The organism is Candidatus Pseudomonas auctus (genome assembly GCF_048654275.1).
GTDB lineage: Bacteria > Pseudomonadota > Gammaproteobacteria > Pseudomonadales > Pseudomonadaceae > Aquipseudomonas > Aquipseudomonas pharyngis.
Map to the genome: position 1 here is coordinate 414608 of NZ_JBJYZK010000004.1, position 18109 is coordinate 432716.

The 18109-nt window shown below is 64.1% G+C and carries 13 protein-coding genes; 9 read left to right on the top strand and 4 right to left on the bottom strand.

The window, feature by feature from the left end; genetic code table 11:
• Nucleotides 1–10 precede the first annotated feature (10 nt).
• Entirely contained in the window at nt 11–1027 is a 1017-nt protein-coding gene (locus tag ACKUG4_RS10840) for an alpha/beta hydrolase (protein WP_445433976.1), read from the bottom strand.
• Nucleotides 1028–1189: 162 nt separating this feature from the next.
• Here ACKUG4_RS10840 and ACKUG4_RS10845 point away from each other — a divergent pair, with 162 nt between their 5' ends.
• The gene (locus ACKUG4_RS10845) at nt 1190–2089 is read left to right on the top strand and encodes a LysR family transcriptional regulator (protein ID WP_064595133.1); all 900 of its coding nucleotides are present in this window, start codon (nt 1190–1192) and stop codon (nt 2087–2089) included.
• A gap of 126 nt (nt 2090–2215) precedes the next feature.
• Here ACKUG4_RS10845 and ACKUG4_RS10850 read toward each other — a convergent pair whose 3' ends face one another.
• The 3 genes from ACKUG4_RS10850 to gspG all read right to left on the bottom strand — a co-directional run bounded on the left by ACKUG4_RS10850 (nt 2216) and on the right by gspG (nt 4582).
• Nucleotides 2216–2875, bottom strand: coding sequence for a hypothetical protein (locus tag ACKUG4_RS10850; protein WP_082934385.1), 660 nt, complete (start codon nt 2873–2875; stop codon nt 2216–2218).
• Between the two features lie 76 nt (nt 2876–2951).
• Complete coding sequence (locus ACKUG4_RS10855; RefSeq protein WP_064595139.1) at nt 2952–4139, bottom strand: type II secretion system F family protein; 1188 nt, start codon at nt 4137–4139, stop codon at nt 2952–2954.
• 14 nt (nt 4140–4153) lie between these two features.
• On the bottom strand, nt 4154–4582 hold the full coding sequence (gene gspG, locus ACKUG4_RS10860) for a type II secretion system major pseudopilin GspG (protein WP_007956107.1): 429 nt from the start codon (nt 4580–4582) through the stop codon (nt 4154–4156).
• A 203-nt stretch (nt 4583–4785) separates the two neighbouring features.
• On the opposite strand from gspG, the gene ACKUG4_RS10865 reads away from it, so the two are divergent.
• From ACKUG4_RS10865 to ACKUG4_RS10900, 8 genes are all read left to right on the top strand, one after another.
• Entirely contained in the window at nt 4786–5397 is a 612-nt protein-coding gene (locus ACKUG4_RS10865) for a lytic transglycosylase domain-containing protein (RefSeq protein WP_074687725.1), read from the top strand.
• Nucleotides 5398–5615: 218 nt separating this feature from the next.
• Nucleotides 5616–11450 carry a manganese-oxidizing multicopper oxidase MnxG gene (gene mnxG / locus ACKUG4_RS10870; RefSeq protein ID WP_445433977.1) on the top strand — a complete coding sequence of 1945 codons (5835 nt, stop codon included), beginning with the start codon at nt 5616–5618 and terminating at the stop codon, nt 11448–11450.
• Nucleotides 11451–11524: 74 nt separating this feature from the next.
• Nucleotides 11525–13447, top strand: a complete 1923-nt coding sequence (locus ACKUG4_RS10875) for a YncE family protein (RefSeq protein ID WP_445433978.1) — start codon at nt 11525–11527, stop codon at nt 13445–13447.
• Nucleotides 13448–13460: 13 nt separating this feature from the next.
• The gene (locus ACKUG4_RS10880) at nt 13461–14111 is read left to right on the top strand and encodes an SCO family protein (protein WP_064595146.1); all 651 of its coding nucleotides are present in this window, start codon (nt 13461–13463) and stop codon (nt 14109–14111) included.
• A complete protein-coding gene (locus ACKUG4_RS10885) occupies nt 14108–14740 on the top strand; it encodes an SCO family protein (RefSeq protein ID WP_064595148.1) in 633 nt (210 codons plus the stop codon). Before ACKUG4_RS10880 ends, ACKUG4_RS10885 begins: the two co-directional genes overlap by 4 nt.
• A gap of 9 nt (nt 14741–14749) precedes the next feature.
• Complete coding sequence (locus ACKUG4_RS10890; RefSeq protein ID WP_064595150.1) at nt 14750–16300, top strand: ABC transporter substrate-binding protein; 1551 nt, start codon at nt 14750–14752, stop codon at nt 16298–16300.
• Between the two features lie 15 nt (nt 16301–16315).
• A complete protein-coding gene (locus ACKUG4_RS10895) occupies nt 16316–17269 on the top strand; it encodes a peptidylprolyl isomerase (RefSeq protein WP_445433979.1) in 954 nt (317 codons plus the stop codon).
• 236 nt (nt 17270–17505) lie between these two features.
• Nucleotides 17506–18039 (top strand): response regulator, encoded by a 534-nt coding sequence (locus ACKUG4_RS10900; protein WP_039769033.1) that lies wholly within the window; start codon nt 17506–17508, stop codon nt 18037–18039.
• Nucleotides 18040–18109 lie beyond the last annotated feature (70 nt).

Genomic DNA, 18109 nt, shown 5'->3' on the forward strand with positions numbered 1-18109 from the left:
GGGGTTGCACTCAGTTCAGATGGGTCTTGAGTTCCGCCGCGGCCTGGCGCACGGCGGCCTTCACCTCAGGGATTCCATTCAGCGGGTTGAGCAGGCCGAAGTCGTGAATCATCCCGTTGTAGCGCACCGAGGTCACCGGCACACCGGCCGCGTCGAGGTGGCGGGCGTAGCCTTCGCCTTCGTCACGCAGCACGTCGAACTCGGCGGTCTGTACCAGTGCGGCGGGCAGGCCCTTGAGCTGTTCGGCGCTGGCGTTGAGCGGCGAGGCATGGATCTGCGCACGCTCGGCCGGGTTGGTGGTGTAGTTGTCCCAGAACCACTGCATCATGCCCTTGGTCAGGAAATGGCCCTCGGCGAACTGCTGGTACGAGCCGTTATCGAACCCGGCGTTGGTCACCGGCCACATCAGCAACTGGAAGCGCAGGGCCGGGGTTTTCTGCTCCTTGGCCATCAACGCCACGACCGCTGCCATGTTGCCACCGACGCTGTTACCGGCCACCGCCAGACGCTTGCCGTCGACACCGATGTCCTTGCCGTGCTCGGCCACCCATTTCGTCGCGGCGTAAGCCTGATTGATCGCGGTCGGATACTGCGCTTCCGGCGACGGCGTGTAATCGACGTACACCGCGACCGCGCCAGAACCCACCACCAGATCACGAATCAGGCGTTGGTGCGTCGGGAAGTCGCCCAGCACCCAGCCGCCACCGTGGAAGAACATGAACACCGGCAACTCGCCTTTGACCTTGGCCGGACGCACCACTTTCAGATTGATGGTCTGGCCGTCGACCTTGATTGTTTTGTCGCTGACTTCAACGCCGGACAGGTCAACCTTCACCGAAGCCTGGGCGCCGGTCAGCACCGCGCGGGCGTCTTTCGGGCTCAATTGCTCGAGTGGCTTGCCACCGCCGGCGGCGAGGGCGTCGAGGAAGGCCTGGGTGGTGTGTTCGACGCCAGTGCTTTCGGCGGCGAAGGCGTTGCCGATGGACAGGGCGAGGAGGGAAGCGGCGAGGGTTTTCTTGATGTTCATGTGCAATTCCTTTTTAAGTCGTTTGAGTTTTTGTATGCCTTGGGATCGGGCTGCTGTGGCGCTGGGCTTCAGGCCTCAGCAACACCGTGAGCACAGATTAATGAGGTGCCGGAAAGTGAAAAAGCGGCTATAAAGCGTTTAACTGTCAACCAGAGAGTGACAATGAACCCGTTCGAAGACATGCGTATTTTTTGCCAGGTCATGGACTCCGGCAGCTTCACGGCGGCGGCCGATCAGTTGGGCCTGTCCAAGCAGTTCGTCAGCCGTCGCCTGATGCAACTGGAAGAGCGCCTCGGCGTACGATTGCTCAACCGTTCGACCCGGCGTCTGGACGTGACGCCGCTGGGTCAGAGCTATTACGAATCGGCGCTGCGCTTGCTCGGCGAAGTGGAATCGGTGGAGCAGGGCATTGCCGGGCAGACTGCCGAGCCGCGCGGGGCGATTCGCGTGAGTGCGCCGCTGTCGTTTGCGCTGGCGCATCTGGGCTGTTTGCTGCCGCCGTTTCTGCAGCGTTATCGCGAGGTCACGGTGGAAGTGGACCTGAGTGACCGGCCGGTGGATCTGCTGGGCGAAGGTTACGACCTGGCGCTGCGCATCGGTGTGCTGGAGGACTCGACCCTGATCGCCCGACGCATCGCGTCAATCGAGCGGGTGTACTGCGCCAGTCCTGGGTATCTGGCCGAGCGCGGTACGCCGGTCAAACCGGAAGATCTGCTTGGCCACGACTGCCTGCCTTACGGTCACGGGCGTTCGGTGCAGTGGCGGTTCAACGCGGGGCAGGGCAAGCCGCTGCTGGTGAATGTCACCGGGCGGATGCGCGTCAACAACGGTGAGTTGCTGCGGGATGCGGCGGTGGCGGGGATGGGGATTACTTATCTGCCGACGTTCATCGTTGGCGCGGCGTTGAAGGATGGGCGGCTGGTGCCGGTGCTGGACGAGTTTCGGCCGGAACCGCTGACTCTGTCGGCGGTGTACCCGCAGCATCGCCAGGCGTCGCGGCCGGTGCAGGCGTTGATCGAGTTTTTGCGCGAGCGGCTGGATCAGACAAAAGGCGTTTTGTAGGCGCTACAAAACATTGTGGGAGCGGGCTTGCTCGCGAAAGCGGTGGGTCAGTCAATACAGGAGTGACGGACCTGACGTTTTCGCGAGCAAGCCCGCTCCCACAGGGGTAGGGCATTTCAAAGTGATTTAGTTGGCGCGCTTGTCATCGCCAGGCTCGCCGCCGACATGCACACCGCGATCATCGCCCGGTTGGCCGGCTGCATGCAGGCCATGGTCATCACCGATTTCACCGGCGCGATGTACGCCATGGTCGTCGCCGATTTCACCAGCGCGGTGTACGCCGTGGTCATCGCCGATTTCACCGGCGCGATGCACACCGTGGTCATCTCCGATCTCTCCGGACCGATGCACACCATGGTCGTCGCCGGGTTCAGAATGCGTGCCGCTGCGACCGGATGACGCCGTGTTGCCGGAATGGCCCGAGCCGTGGTCACTGCCGCTGTGGCCACTGTTGCCACCGCCGCCACTGCCACTGTTGCCGCCACTGCCGCTGCCGCCGTGACCCCCACCATTGCCTCCGTTGCCGCCTCCATTACCGCCACCACCGCCACCGCTGCCGCCGCCTCCTCCATTACCGCCACCACCGCCTCCGCTACCGCCCCCTCCATTACCGCCGCCACCCCCACCGTTTCCACCGCCGCCGCCCCCGCCGCTTCCTCCACCACCACTTCCCCCATCCTTGGCCTGAACACTCGACACCCCGGACAGGCTGTCCGGAATCAATACGGTAGACGCCGACAGGACTGCGCCGATGGCCATTGCGAGCACGAGCTTTTGAATGTGCATATCGTTCTCCGTCTTTGTTGTCTTGGTTGGGAACGTGGATGTGGCTTGTTGCGTGTGATCCGACCCGTTCCCGAGGTCAGTGGATACTCGAAGCCAGTTCGAAGATCGGGATGTACATCAGGATCACGATCACCCCGATCAACAGGCCGATGAAGGTCATGAGCAGTGGTTCAAACAGCCTCACGAACCACTCGATCCAGCGGCTGATTTCCTCGTCGTAGAAATCGGCGCTGCGTTCCATCATTTGCCCCAGGTTGCCGGACTGCTCGCCAGCGCGTAGCAGGCGCAGGGACACGGGCGTCACCAGATGATTGAGCTCCAGCGCAGTGGACAACGACTGCCCCTCGCGCACCCGCTCGCAGGCCTGATCCAGGCGTGCCCGGGAGGCTACGGTGAGCAGGCCGCGCACCATGCCCATGGCCGTCACCAGCGGAATCCCGCCTTGCAGCAGAATCCCCAGCGACCGGTAAAACCGCGCCAGCTCATACATGAAAATCCGCTGGTGCACGGCGGGCAGTTTCTCCACCAGCCGATCCAGCCCACGGCGAAACGCCGGTTGTTTCTGCAGCACGGCGAGGGCGATGACGATCGTCGCCAACAGGCCGAAAAACTCGCCCTGATGGGCGTGTAGAAACATGCCGCTGCTCATCAGGATCTGCGACAGCCACGGCAGGTTCGAGCCCAGCCCTTCGAACACCAGGCTGAAGCGCGGCACCACGTAGCCCATCAAAAACAGCACCACACCACCGCCGACCACCAGCAACAGCAGCGGGTAGATCGAAGCGCTGACGATCTTCTGCCGCACCTCGTCCATGCGCTGGCGATAGCTCACGTAACGGCCCAGCGCATCGCCGACCGCGCCAGTTTTCTCGCTGGACTGTACCAGCGCCACGTACAAGGGCGGGAACACCGCTGACAACTGGCCCAACGCCTGGGAGAACGATTTGCCCTCGTAAAGCAGCCGCACCAGCTCACTCAAGGTTTTGCGGGCGGCGGGGGCGGTTTCTTTTTCGGCCAGGCTTTCCAGCGCATCGATCAGCGGCAGGCCGGCGTTGAGCAAGGTGGTCAGTTCCTGGCTGAACAGCACCAGGTTGAAGGTCTCACGCTTGCTCAGGCGCAACGAACGCCAGTGGCGCTCGGCATGCAGGCTGACCACGCGCAAGCCCTGATCCTCGGCGATACGCCGTGCTTCGCTCTGGCCGGGCGCCTCGACGCTCAGCGACACCACCCCGGCCTTGCCCACTGCTTTGAGTTGAAATCGCATGCCGTGTGCTCCGCTTATTGCCAGTTGGTGACTTCGGCGTTTTCGCCTTCGCCGCCGGGCTGGCCGTCCTTGCCCATCGAGAGCAGGTCGTACTCGCTGTTTTCGCCGGGATAGCGGTAGGTGTAGTTACGGCCCCACGGATCCTGCGGCAGTTTTTTCTGCAAGTACGGGCCGGTCCATTTGGCTTCGTCGCTCGGTGCGGTCACCAGCGCCTGCAAGCCCTGTTCGGTGGACGGGTAATGGCCGACCTCCAGCCGATACAGATCCAGCGCCTTGCTCAGGCCTTCGATCTGCGCCTTGGCGACCTTCACTTCGGAACGCCCCAGCTGGGCGAAATATTTGGGCGCGACGATCCCGGCCAACAGGCCGAGCACCACCAGCACCACGAGCAATTCGAGCAGGGTGAAACCGCGTTGGGCACGCGGACGAAAATGCAGCTTCATGATGACCTCCCGTGAGTGGCAGCCGTGTCGCCGAAAGGGCTTATGCAATTGCCATGCTCAGCCACCGATAAATTCGGCGGTCGGGCTGAAGCCCTTGTATTACGGGCTTTTCAAGAGTCGGCACAGTGCTTGCGTACGGCTGATCAACGACGGGTCAGTGGGGCATTTCCCCCAATTTTTCGGGGCCTGTCAGGGGAGGCCCAATGATCCATTCATTCACTGCAGGACTGCTCGGCTGCGTGCTGTCGGTCGGTGCCGCGCAAGCCGATGTCTTCGTTTCCATGGACGCCAAGGGCAGCTACGTGCTGTCGAACGTCCACCGTCCCGGACGCACTTACGAGCGGGTGATTCGCGAGTCCGATGCGCCCCTGGTCAGCCTTGACCGGCAACCGCAATTGATCGCCAACCAGCCCTACGCGGAGCTGGTGTCAGCGGCGGCCAGCGCCAATCACCTGCCCGAAGCCTTGCTGCACGCGGTGATCAAGTCCGAATCCAACTACAACCCCGGCGCCACCTCGCCCAAGGGCGCCGGCGGACTGATGCAATTGATGCCCGACACCGCCCGCGAGCTGGGGGTGAAAGACGTCTACGACCCCAAGGCCAACATCCAGGGCGGGGCCAAATACCTCAAGCGCCTGATGACCCTGTTCGACAACGACATCGCCCTGGCCGTGGCGGCTTACAACGCCGGGCCTGACGCGGTGCTCAGCCGCGGCCGGGTGATTCCGCCGTTCGCCGAAACCCAGCGCTATGTCCCGAGCGTGCTGCGTCAGTACCGGCGCTTGCAGGGGCTGGCGGTGGATGCGCCGTTGTAAAGCCTTTTTTTTGTAAATCCAGCCCCGGCTTTCCCCACTTTCGGGGCAAACCCAAGGGGCCCGGAAAAGTGGGGAAACGGGTGGGGAATATCCCCCGCATTCTCAAGTGACCTGTGTAACTGATTGAGATGGAAGGTAATTTTTTGTGGCATGCGGATTGCTCTCAGGGCTTTAACGAGAATCGTTCCCTGTGAGCACCCACTACGAGGTTTCCGATCATGGTTGGCATTCACCACGCTCCGCCCCTGTTGAACTGGCTGCTGTTGCTGGTCTCGATGCTCAGCGTCGAACTGGCCAGCGCCGCCGTGCGCTGCGAGCGCAATCTGGTGGCCAATGTGGTCGCCTTCGATCAACCGCTGATGTTCAACCGCCTCGGTGCGCAAAATGCCAACGGCATGATGTACGCCCTGCGCCGCGATGTGGTCGATGAGCACGATGTCTCGCTGGCCTATGGCGGCAGCGCGGTGCCGGGCAAGGTCTCGCTGCGTGCGGACAAGCGTCCACGGCCGTTGGTGCTGCGGGTCGCCGCCGGTGATTGCCTGACGATCAACCTGCAGAACCTGCTCGATTATCAGGCCAACCCGAACAAGCACTTCGAAGGGCCTGAAGGCGAGGAGGGCACCGTGAACCCCGGTGGCGCCGATGCCTTCAAGGTCGACGAGCAGGTCGCCGACCGCCATGTCGGCTTCCAGGTCAACGGCCTGCAAGCGGTGAACAGTATCGATGACATTTCCTCCTACACCGGGCGTAACGCCAACACCCTGGTGCCGCCGGGCGCGAGCCGTTCGTACGTGCTGTACGCCGAGCGCGAAGGGGCGTTTGCCGTCAGCAGCCGTGGCGCGACATTCGGTGGGGAAGGCGCGGCCGGCAACACTGCCAATGGCCTGTTCGGTCAGGTCGTGGTGGTGCCGAAGTCGGGACGCACCTATCGCAACACCCTCACCGAAGAAGAAATGCGTCTGGCCACCACTGGCCGCACACCGGCCGGTCACCCCATCGTCGATTACCAGGCCCGCTACCCGCAGCGCGAACCGTGGCTGCGTGAAGGCAAGGCCGGCACGCCGATCATCAGCATGGTCGACGGCAACGAAATCATCTCCAGCGAAAGCGACGCCATCGTCATGGGCAGCAACGCCGATGGCAGTTTCGCGCCCAGCACCTATCCGCTGGAATCGGTGGGCAAACGCAACCCGGCGATCCCCAACCGCCTCGAGCCGTTTCGCGATTTCGCTTCGCAGTTCCAGGACGAAACCGCCGCCACCCAGGCATTCCCCGCTTACTGGGCCGACCCGGTCATGGCCCATGTGCTGGAGCCGACCCGCGACTCGTTCATGATCAACTACGGTTCCGGCGGCATGGGTGCCGAAGTGGTCGCCAACCGCCTAGGCGTGGGGCCGATGCACGACTGCCTGTCGTGCGCCTACGAAGAATTCTTCCTCAGCTCGCACACCGTCGGTGACGTGGCGATGCTGGTGGACGTGCCGGCCAACACCGGGCTCGAGAACATCGCCCCCGGCCAGACACCGAGCGCCGATCAGGTTGGCGTCAAGGCCACCATGGCCCTGTATCCGTCGGAGCCGTCGAACGTCAACCACAGCTACATCGGTGACTTCGTCAAATTCCGCAACACCCACAATGGTCACGAGCAGCACATTTTCCACCTGCACGGCCATCAGTGGCTGTTCAACCCCAATGACGACAACTCCGATTACGTCGATGCCCAAGGCATCGGTCCGGGCGCCGGCTATACCTACGAAATTGCCAACGGCGGCTCCGGCAACCGCAACCGGGTGGCCGGCGATGCGATCTATCACTGCCACTTCTACCCGCACTTCGCCCAGGGCATGTGGTCGATGTGGCGGGTGCACGATGTGTTCGAGGAAGGGACCCGGCTGGAAGTCTCGCAACAGGGCGCCGATGGTTATCACAGCGAACCTTACGCCCTGCGCAGCGGCAAACCCGCCGCCGGTGCCCGCGCCTTGCCGGATGGCGAGATCATCGCCGGCACGCCGATTCCTGCCGTGGTGCCGCTGCCCGGCAAAGCCATGGCCCCGATGCCGGGCAAAGTGGTGGTGGTGCCGAAAATCGGCGAAACCCTGGTCGCCGGCAACGATGACGACGATGAGGAAGAAGAGGGCGATGACGACGGCGAACACCACGGCGGTAACGGTGGTTCGCAAGCCATCGGTTCCCTGGCACTGGTCGATCGCAGCGAAGCCAACCGCAACGCCGACGGCAGCCTGAAAAACCCAGGCTATCCGTTCTGGATCGGCGGCATGGAAAGTTCGGTAGGTCAGCGTCCGCCAACCCCACCGCTGGACATGCTCGACGCCGCCACCGCGCAATCGTTGAAAGCCAGCGGCAAAGCGCTGTGGGCCAACCTCGATCCGAATCAGTCCGGCGGCTGGGACGGCGGCTTGCAGCGTCACACCCTCGACGGGGTGTCGGCCGGAGGCGAGGCGCACACCGTGACCACCTCGCTGGACTTCTCCAAGGAAGTCACCCGCGCCAAACCGATTTACCTGCCCGAAGAGGGCACCGAAGTGGAACAGGCCGCGATGGCGTTCCACGCGAAAAAGGATCACCCAAGCTTTGCCTTGCTGCCCGGCAACCAGATCGTGGCCAAGGCCTTCCGCACCAACGGCGCCTTGCCGATGGCCGGCGCGCCGTACTACGAACCGTGCATGGACGACCGGCAAAAGCGCCTGACCAGCAGCGCCGGCAGCGGTGAATTCGCCAGTGGCGATCGGCTGGACGGTATGTCCTTTGTCGGCGCCTCGACCTTCACCGCCGACCGGCCACGGATCTACAAGGCCGCCAACATTCAGTTCGACGCGGTGTACAACAAGGTCGGCTATCACTTCCCGCAAGCCCGGATTCTGGCGCTGTGGGAAGACGCCTGGCCGGTGATCACCAAGCAGCGTCCGCCAGAGCCGCTGGTGATGCGCATGAACACCTTCGACTGCGTGCAATACCAGCAAACCAACCTGGTGCCCGCCACCTACGAGATGGACGACTATCAGGTGCGCACGCCGACCGACGTGATCGGCCAGCACATTCACTTGCCGAAGTGGGACCTGACGGCCGCCGACGGCTCCTCCAACGGCTGGAACTACGAGGACGGCGTGCTCTCGCCGGGTGCGGTTCAGGAACGCATTCACGCGATCCGCGAATTCAATCAGTGCGAGGGCAGCGACCCGCGCGACGGCACCCAGGCGTGCCCGAAAGCCAAAGCGCATCCGTTCTTCGGCCAGTTCGGGCGCAGTGACTGGATGGGCGCGCGCACAGCCATGCAACGCTGGTTCGTCGACCCGGTGGTCAACGCCAAGGGCGTGGATCGCGGGCTGGGCACCATCTTCACCCACGACCACCTCGGCCCATCGACTCACCAGCAGATCGGGCTGTATGCCACGGTGCTGGCGGAGCCGGCCGGTTCCACCTGGTTCCACGCCGAAACCGGCGAGCCTCTGTACAGCGGCGCGCGCCAGGACGGCGGGCCGACCTCGTGGCAGGCGGTGATCAACACCGGCGACCTCGACGGCGACGGCAAGAACGACAGCTTCCGTGAGTTCTTCCTCGAATACAGCGACTTCCAGCATGCCTATGAAGCCGGTGTGTACGTGGGCGCCGGCCCCAACGGCGTGCCCAATCCGCAAGCCTTCCCGGCGACCGCTGACAGCTTCCGCTACGCGATCAATCCGCCGGTGCGCAACAACGCCAGCACCCTGCTCGAAGGCGTGCTGGAAGTGCAGGGCGGTCAGGTGCCGGGTTGCCCGAGCCGGCCTTGCCCGCAAGCGATCTCCGTGGATGATCCGGGCATGTTCGTCGTCAACTATCGCAACGAGCCGCTGGCCCTGCGGGTCTACGACCCGAACAAGGTCGGCCCGGACGGCAAGCGCGGCATGCAGGCCGACGGCCTCGGCGGCGATCTGGCCTATGCCATGCAAAGCCGTACCGACCGGGCGATCCCGGCGATGAATCTGGCGCCGAACCTGGTGACGGCCGCCACCGGCCCGACTGGCGGCACCACCCTGTTCCCGCCGCACATCAACAAGGGCGGCAGCGAGCCGGGCGACCCGTTCACCCCGATGCTGCGTACCTACACCGGCGACAACGTGCGCCTGCGGGTGCATGCCGGCGGCCACGAGGAAGAGCACAACGTCACCCTGCACGGCGTGAAATGGCTGCAGAGCGGTTCCGGTTTCGGCAACAGCTCCAACTCTGGCTGGCGCGCCTCGCAGATGATCGGCATCTCCGAACAGATGGGCTTCATCGCACCGGTGTCGATGCTGTCCAGCTCTGCGGCGACCACCGGTGACTATCTGTACTCGATGGACGCTTCGATCGAAGGCTACTGGAGCGGGATCTGGGGCGTGATGCGCAACTACACGGCCAAACGCAATGACCTGTTCGCCATCCCCAACAACCCGAGTCCGGCGGGCATGCGCAACACCGTGGCGTTCGAAGGCAGCTGCCCACGGATCAGCGCCAACCCCAACGGCATCGGCACCCGGCCGACGGTGCAGCGCAACTATGAAGTGGTGGCGGCGCTGGCCAACGACATCCTCGGCAACTCGCTGGGCCTGAGCATCGGCGATTCGGCCGGGCTTGGTCAGCATGTCGGCGGGCCGCTGAATCCGGCGGGCGGCACCCTGGTGCTGAACTCGCGCACGGTGAGCATCCCGCAGGTCACGGTGACCGATCCGGAGGACGGCGAGACCATCACCATCGGTGGCCAGAGCGGGCCGCTGCATGATCCGACGGCGATCCTGTATGTGCGCAAAACCGACCTCGATCCGGTCAGCGGCAAGCTCAAACCCGGCATTCCGGTCGAACCGCTGGTGCTGCGCGCAGCGGCCGGGGACTGCATCAATATCACCCTGGAGAACCGTCTGCCGAGCGTGATGCCCGACCTGACCCAGACCGCCGTGATGCAGGGCATCGTCAAGCGCGATCGCAACAGCGGCCTGGGCTCGACCACCTTCAGCAACAACCTGATGCGGCCGTCCAGCCACGTGGGGCTGCACGCCCAACTGCTGGCCTACGACATCACCAAATCCGACGGCACCAACGTCGGCGCCAACCCGGTCCAGACCGTCCCGCCCCGGGTGGGCAGCAGCGGCGCCTACCCGACCCGTACCTATCAGTACTACGCCGGGCACCTGGAGCGTGAAGGCAAACCGGTCACTCAACTGGGGCGCAGTGTCGACAACATCAACGCCACGGCCGTGGAGTTCGGTGGCCTGAACTTCACCCCGGCGGACGTGATCAAGCAACCGCAAAAAGGTCTGGGTGGGGCGATGAGCATCCTGCCGATCGGCGCGACCTGGGTCGACGATGCGCGCAAGGTCAACGCCACGGTCACCGCACCGGGGCAGACGACTTACCGCGACTTCGCGATGGTCTGGCACAAGGCGCTGAACACTCGCTGGGCCAATGGCCGGCCGGTCGAAGGCATCGCGGCCGAGGGCTTCGGTGTGCCGACCGATCCGCAGGACAACTCGAGCATGGCGATCAACTACAAGACCGAACCGCTGTGGTATCGCTTCGGTCTCGCCCCGGATGCGCCGTTCGGTCATGCCGATGGCGCGGGTTACGGCGACATGACCAACGCACACATGGCCTACAGCAATGCGCTGGTGGGGGGCGATCCGCAGACGCCGGTGCTGTACGCCAAACCGGGTCAGCCGTTGCGTACGCACATTCTGATGCCGAGCGGCGGCAGTCGCGGCACGACGTTCCAGCTCGACGGACACGTCTGGTCGCTCAACCCGTTCCAGGCCGAGAAGAGCGACACCGGCGGCTACCCAATGGGCACGCCGGGCGTGGGTTCGGTGCGCTTCGGTTACAACCCGATGTCGATGTACATCGGCGCTCACGAAAGCATCCTGCCGGCGGCGCACTTCAGCTTCATGATCCCGAGCGCCGGGGGCAGCAACGCGATACCGGGGGACTATCTGTTCCGCGATTACGCCGCCTATGGCAACACCTCGGGGCTGTGGGGATTGCTGCGGGTGACCAATGAGCCGGAGCCGGCGCCGCCTGCTCAGTAGGTGCCAATGCGCGACCTGTGGGAACCGGTGAACCCGCTCCCACAGGTGGGGAAAGGTTTGTAGGGGAGAGATGTATGAACAGGATCATCAACATCATCGGCGTCTGCCTGCTGGCGATGGCCGGCGCGCTGCTCACGCTGAGCGAGATTGCCCTGGCGCAAACCGGCGCCGGGCAGGTGCTGACCCGCGACGGCGTGTCGATCGCCTTCGATCTGAAGCCGCTGGCCAGCGACGGTCAGTTGCGTGAGGGCGAGTTCGCCGACGTGCAGTTTCGCGTCACCGACGGTGCGTCCGGCCAGCCGTTGTCCGGTGTGGCGCCGGGGGCGTGGATCGATCCGCAAGCCGTCGCCGCCGACCAGGCCCAGGGCCGTGACCAGAGCTGCAAGTCGCGGGTCGGTACGTTCCTCAAATCCAACATCGGCGCGCGGCCGCTGCTCGACCTCAACAGCTATTTCCTGCTGGTGATGAACCGCGATGCCAGCGTTTCGGTGGTCGATCCGTCAGTGTCGGTCGGCGGCATTACCAGTACTTTGGCGCGGATCGAACTCAAGCAATCGCCGATGGACTGGGTCACGCCCAAGGACAATAAAAAGGTCTTCGTGTCGATGCCGACGGCGGGGGAAGTGGCGGTGATCGACAGCGAGCAATTCAAGGTGATCGACTCGGTGGCCGCCGGCAGCCAACCGGTGCGGGTCGCCCTGCAACCGGACGAGCGCCTGCTGTGGGTCGGCAACAACGCGAGCAAGGCTGAAGAATCCGGCGTAACGGTGATCGACACCCAAAGCCTCAAACCGCTGAAACACCTGGCGACCGGTCGCGGCCACCACGAAATCACGTTCAGCAAGGACAGCCGTTTCGCCTTCGTCAGCAACCGCGACGACGGCACCCTCAGCGTTATCGACATCGCCAGCCTGAGCCTGGTGCAACAGGTCAAGACCGGCTCCAGCCCGTTGTCGGTGGCCTACTCGCCGCTGTCCGGCGCGGTGTACGTGGCCGATGGCAAGGACGGCACCGTCACGGTGATCGACAGCAACAGCCGCGCCGTCCGCCGGGTGATCAAGCTGCAACAGGGCCTCGGCCCGATGGGCTTCAGCGCCGACGGCCGGTTTGGCGTGGTGCTGAACACGGTGGAAAACCGCGCCACGGTGATCGACGCGGCCAACGATTCGGCGATCCATGATCTGGAAGTCTCGGCCGAACCCTATCAAGTGGTGTTCACTCAGGCCTACGCCTACGTGCGCGGACTGGCCTCGCCGAAAGTCACCATGATCAACCTGTCTTCGCTGGGCGAAGGGCGTCAGCCGATTACCCAGGGTTTCGAGGCCGGGCCGCAGCCGCCACGGCTGGCCGGGGACCTGCCGCTGGCGTCGAGCCTCGCGGTATCGCGCGATGACAACGCGGTGTTCGTGGTCAACCCGGTGGACAACACCACCTATTTCTACGCCGAAGGCATGAATGCGCCGATGTCCGGTTACCCCAATCGGGGGCAGATCGCGCGCGCTGCGCTGGTGATCGACCGCAGCCTGCGCGAAGTCTCGCCGGGGCTCTATAGCGCCCGGGTCAAGCTGCCGGCGGCGGGGCGCTTCGACGTGGCGTTCCTGCTCAATCAGCCGAACATCATTCATTGCTTCAGCGCCCAGGTGGCGTCCGACGGCGCGCCGGAAAAACACCTGGGCGCGGCAAAAGTCGAGTTCCTGCTGGACAAGACCGCCGTGGCCCTCAACGACCCGTACGTGGTGCGCTTTCGCATCGTCCAGGGCAAACAAAAAATCCAGCGCAGCGGCGTGACCGACGTGCAGTTGCGCTACTTCCTCGCCCCGACTTCCCGGCCCCGTGAAGTGGCCGCGCTGGAAGTCGCCGACGGCGTGTACGAAGCGCCGGTGACCCTCGACCGCAGCGGCGCCTGGTACCTGCATGTGCGCGCGGCCTCGCTGGGCGCCGGTTTCGACGACAAGACCTTTGCCAGTGTCCGGGTGCTGCCCGGCCAGACTCAGTGACGAGGAAACGACCATGAACCGATTTGCATCCCGTGGCCTGCTGACCCTGTGCCTGTTGGCCGTCGGTATCCAGCAGGCCAGCGCCCACTCGGCGGACGAGCATGCCGGGCACACGGCACCGGCCGCCAACAGCCAGGAGCACGCCCAGGTCAAATTCGCCGACGTGCCGCTGCTCGACCAGAACGGCAAAACCGTGCACCTGGAGCAGGATCTGGTGCACAACAAGATCGTGGTCATGAGTTTCATCTACACCAGTTGCACGACGGTGTGCCCGGTGGTCTCGTCGATCATGGGCAAGGTACAGAAACAGCTCGGTGCCCGGGTCGGCACCGAAGTGCAACTGGTGTCGATCAGCATCGACCCGCAGCGCGACGACCCGAAACGTCTGCAGGATTACGCCCGCACCTTCCAGAAAGGCCCGGGCTGGAGCTGGCTCACCGGTTCGCCGCAATCGATCACCGCCACCCTCAAGGGCCTCGGCAGTTTCAGCGGCGACTTCAAGAATCATCAGCCGCTGATCCTCGTCGGTGACGGCAACAGCCGCCACTGGACGCGCTATTACGGCTTCACCGACCCGGCATTGCTGGCCAAAGAAGTCGAGAAACTCAGCGGCCTGCGCACCCACGCCAAACACACCGCGATTGCCATGGAGCAACAACCATGAGAACCCTGGACTGGCTCACCCTGACGGTGTGTTTCTGGATTTTCAGCGCTATGGCCCTGGCTCACGAAGGCCACGAACAACCTGCACCGGCAACGACAACGACCAGCGCTGCGCCCGCACCGGCCAAAGGCACCCACGACGCGAAAACCTGGTTCACCGACACGCCGCTGCTGGATCAGAACGGCGACGTCCAGCGTTTCTACAGCGATGCGCTGCACAACCGCGTGGTGCTGCTCAACGTGATCTTCACCAGTTGCAATGACGCCTGCCCGCTGATCACCCGCAAGCTCAAGGAAGTCCGCGAGCTGCTGGGCGACAAGGCCGACGGCATCACCTTCATTTCCCTTACCAGTGATCCGCTGCGCGACACGCCGGCGGTGCTCAAGGCTTACACCTTGAAGCAGGGCGCCGATGACCCTCACTGGCTTTTCCTTACCGGCGACAAGGCGCAGATGGACCTGGTGCTGGGCCGCATCGGCCAGATCGTGCCGACGCCCGAGCAGCACTCGACCCAGTTGATCGTCGGCGATGTGGCCAACAAACGCTGGAGCAAAATCCGTCCCGACGCCCCGGCCGCCGCCATTGCCCAGCGCTTGCAACTGCTGACAATGCCTGTGGCCGGCCGCTGAGTCCGCGCCATGAACCTCGGCCGCGTCCTCGCCCTGATCCTGCTCGCTGGCGTCAGCCTCGGCGCGGCCGCGTTGCCGCTGACCGATGAAGAAAGCGCCGGCAAGCGCCTGTACCGCGAAGGCCTGTCCGCCAGCGGCGAGCCGATCATGGCGCGGGTCGGCGCGGCGGATGTGTTGCTGCCGGCCACCAGCCTGCCGTGTGCCAACTGCCACGGTGCCGACGGCCTCGGCCGGCCCGAGGGAGGGGTGCGTCCGCCGGAACTCAACTGGTCGCGGCTGACCAGCATTCATGGCCAGCAACAGATCAACGGCCGCAACTATCCGGCCTACACCGACAGCAGTCTGGCGCGGGTGATCCAGCAGGGCCGCGATCCCGGCAACAATCGCCTCGACCCGAGCATGCCGCGCTTCCTGCTGTCGATGAAGGATCAGCGCAACCTCACCGCTTACCTCAAGCGTCTGGCCGATGACCGCGATCCGGGGCTCGATGACCAGACCTTGCACCTGGGCACCTTGCTGCCCAGCCACGGGCCGCTGGCCGAGGAGGGCGCCACCATCGCGGCGGTGCTCAACGGCAGTGTGGCGCGGATCAATCAGGCCGGTGGCATTCACGGCCGGCAGTTGCGCCTGACCGTGGCCGATCCCGGCCCGGATCGCGCCAGTGCCGAACAGGCCCTGCAACGGCTGATCGAGGAAGAGCAAGTTTTCGCCCTGATCGCGCCGTTGGCCCCGGCGCTGGACAGCGAACTGGCGCCGCGCCTTGAGCAGTCCGGCGTGCCGCTGATCGGGGCCCTGTCGTTGCTCGGCCCGGTGCAGGCCAGCCCGCAGATTTTCGAACCGCTGCCGGGCCTGCGTGAGCAACTGATCGCACTGGCCGACTACGCCACCGCCAGTCTGCGAGTACTGCAAGGGCCGACGCTGATTGCCTATCCCGACGACCCGGCCCAGATGCTGGCGGCGCAGACCCTCGGTCGCTATCTGCAGGAGCACGGCTGGGAAAAAGTCCATCTGCAGGCCTACGACCCGGCGGCGGACAGCTTGCCGCTGGGCTCACGCTCGGTGTTCTACCTGGGCAACGGCGGTGGTTTCAGCCGGCTGGCGGCCGGGTTGCAGAATGCCGGGCAGGTGCCATACCTGTTTGCCGCATCCAGCCAGGTGGCGGGGGATCTGCTGCAAGTGCCGGAGGGTTTTTCCCGGCGGGTGTTTCTGGCGTATCCGTTCGTGCCCAGCGACTGGACCCAGGCCGGGCGCATGGCCCTGACGCTGTTGCGCGAGCATCAAGGCCTCGGCGCCCAGCACGCGGTGCTGCAAGTCGGCGCCTACGCCTCGATGCTGTTGTTCAGCGAAGGCATGAAGCAGGCCGGCCGCGACGCCAGCCGCGAAAAACTGGTGGCGGCGCTTGAAGGCCTGCACGACTTCGACACCGGCCTGACCCCGCGCCTGAGCTTCGGCCCCGGCCGACGATTGGGCCTGAGCGGGGCGCACGTGGTCACCGTTGACTTGCCCGACCAGCGTTTTTTTCTGGTCGCTCCCTACAAACCGATTATTGCCACGCCCTGACCGGAGGCCCTGATCATGAAGCTCAAAACCCTGTGTTGGCTGCTGACAGGCTGGTTGTCGGTGGGAATGGCGAACAATGAACCGGTGGCCGCCCGGGTCAACGGCGAGGCGATTTCCGAGTTTCGCCTGGAACGTTTTTTCGCCGAGTACCTGGAGGATCACGGCCGCGCCGTGGCGAGCATCCGCAACCCCAAGGCCTATAAACAACTGCGTCAGGCCGCGCTGGACACGCTGATCGACAAGGAATTGCTCTGGCAGGAATCGCGCAAGCGCGGGGTGAAGATCGATGAGCAAACGGTGCGCGATCAGGTCGAACGGACTCGTACCGCCATCGGTGGCACCGACAAATTCCTCCAGCGTTTGCAGGACGCCGGTTTCGACGAGGCTTCGTTCACCAAGTACACCCACCGTGAACTGGCGGCGCAGCGGATGTTTGCCGAGCTGACCAAAGTCCAGGCCCCGGACGAGCAAACGGTGCGGGCGTTTTTTGAGGAACACCGCGCTGAAATGGGCGCGCCGGAGCAGGTGCAGGCCCGGCACATTCTGATCAAGGTTGCCGGTGATGCCGATGCCGCCACGGTTGAAGCGGCGCGACTACGCTTGATGCAGATGCGTGCGGCTATCGCAGGGGGGCAAACCTTTGCTAGCGTCGCGCAATCGGGATCGGAAGATGTCACCGCCAGCCAGGGCGGGGACCTGGGATATTTCGCCCGTGGGCAGATGGTGCCGGCGTTTGAAACGGCGGCGTTTGCCCTCAAGCCTGGCGAACTCAGCGAAGCGGTGCGCACGCCGTTCGGCTGGCATTTGATTTTTGTCGAGAACCACAGGGAGGCGGCCGATGTCCCAGAGGAGCAAGGGCTGGAAACAGTCAGGGCGTACCTCGCCCGACAGCAACAGACCCAGGCTCGTCGTCAGGTGCTCGCGCAGTTACGGGCAGAGAACAGGATCGAACGAATTGACGACGACTGAAGGTTCCCCCCCAATAGTGGGGAATGGCTTCGATGCCCATTCAGGTGCTTCCCCGTTTCTGGGGAACGGGGTACCGGGACGAGCGGGCATTTCCATTCAATTCAAGGACATGAAGACAAAAAATTACCGGCATTCAGCCTGGCATGAAGTGTGCGTTACCTCTTGTGAGGCGCACTCCAGCAGGTTCGGGTCATTGAATTTCAATTGCCGGCACTTGAGGTTTCAGGGAGTCCACCTTGGTTAACAAAGTACTGGTTGTCGAAGACGAACAGCTGCTTGCACAGAACCTTCAGGATTATCTGTCGGCGCAAGGGCTGGAAGTCCGGATTGCACATGACGGCGCAGAGGGAATCGGCTTGGCCGAGACTTTCGCCCCCGACGTGCTGGTGTTCGATTACCGCTTGCCCGATATGGAAGGGTTCGAGGTGCTCGACGCGGTCCGCCAGAACAGGACGTGTCATTTCGTACTGATAACGGGTCACCCGACCGCTGAAGTCTGTGAGCGGGCGCGGCAACTGGGGGTCAGTCACATCCTGTTCAAACCATTTCCACTGGCGGAACTGGCCCGAGCTGTCTGCGACCTTCTGGGGATCCAGCGCGAAGCGAAACCCGGTGCGAGCCCATCCGAAGGCTTTGTCGAACGACGCCAGAGCAGGACCGAGAGCTTCCCGTTGCAGTTGTACGATGGCAGTTGGGTGCTGGCGGACCGCCGACGAAACAGGTCGGAGGTCATGGCACCGGACGACGATCAAATGCTCACCGGGGAGTAATGGCGCGATAGACGTTCCGGCACTCGCCGAATTCGCCTCCCGCGCCGTCAGGGCCTCAAGCCCCGGGTGT

Bases quoted from the DNA above. Each gene is read 5' to 3' on its own strand.
- ACKUG4_RS10840 (WP_445433976.1), bottom strand. From the start codon at position 1,027: ATGAACATCAAGAAAACCCTCGCCGCTTCCCTCCTCGCCCTGTCCATC.
- ACKUG4_RS10845 (WP_064595133.1), top strand. From the start codon at position 1,190: ATGAACCCGTTCGAAGACATGCGTATTTTTTGCCAGGTCATGGACTCC.
- ACKUG4_RS10850 (WP_082934385.1), bottom strand. From the start codon at position 2,875: ATGCACATTCAAAAGCTCGTGCTCGCAATGGCCATCGGCGCAGTCCTG.
- ACKUG4_RS10855 (WP_064595139.1), bottom strand. From the start codon at position 4,139: ATGCGATTTCAACTCAAAGCAGTGGGCAAGGCCGGGGTGGTGTCGCTG.
- gspG (WP_007956107.1), bottom strand. From the start codon at position 4,582: ATGAAGCTGCATTTTCGTCCGCGTGCCCAACGCGGTTTCACCCTGCTC.
- ACKUG4_RS10865 (WP_074687725.1), top strand. From the start codon at position 4,786: ATGATCCATTCATTCACTGCAGGACTGCTCGGCTGCGTGCTGTCGGTC.
- mnxG (WP_445433977.1), top strand. From the start codon at position 5,616: ATGGTTGGCATTCACCACGCTCCGCCCCTGTTGAACTGGCTGCTGTTG.
- ACKUG4_RS10875 (WP_445433978.1), top strand. From the start codon at position 11,525: ATGAACAGGATCATCAACATCATCGGCGTCTGCCTGCTGGCGATGGCC.
- ACKUG4_RS10880 (WP_064595146.1), top strand. From the start codon at position 13,461: ATGAACCGATTTGCATCCCGTGGCCTGCTGACCCTGTGCCTGTTGGCC.
- ACKUG4_RS10885 (WP_064595148.1), top strand. From the start codon at position 14,108: ATGAGAACCCTGGACTGGCTCACCCTGACGGTGTGTTTCTGGATTTTC.
- ACKUG4_RS10890 (WP_064595150.1), top strand. From the start codon at position 14,750: ATGAACCTCGGCCGCGTCCTCGCCCTGATCCTGCTCGCTGGCGTCAGC.
- ACKUG4_RS10895 (WP_445433979.1), top strand. From the start codon at position 16,316: ATGAAGCTCAAAACCCTGTGTTGGCTGCTGACAGGCTGGTTGTCGGTG.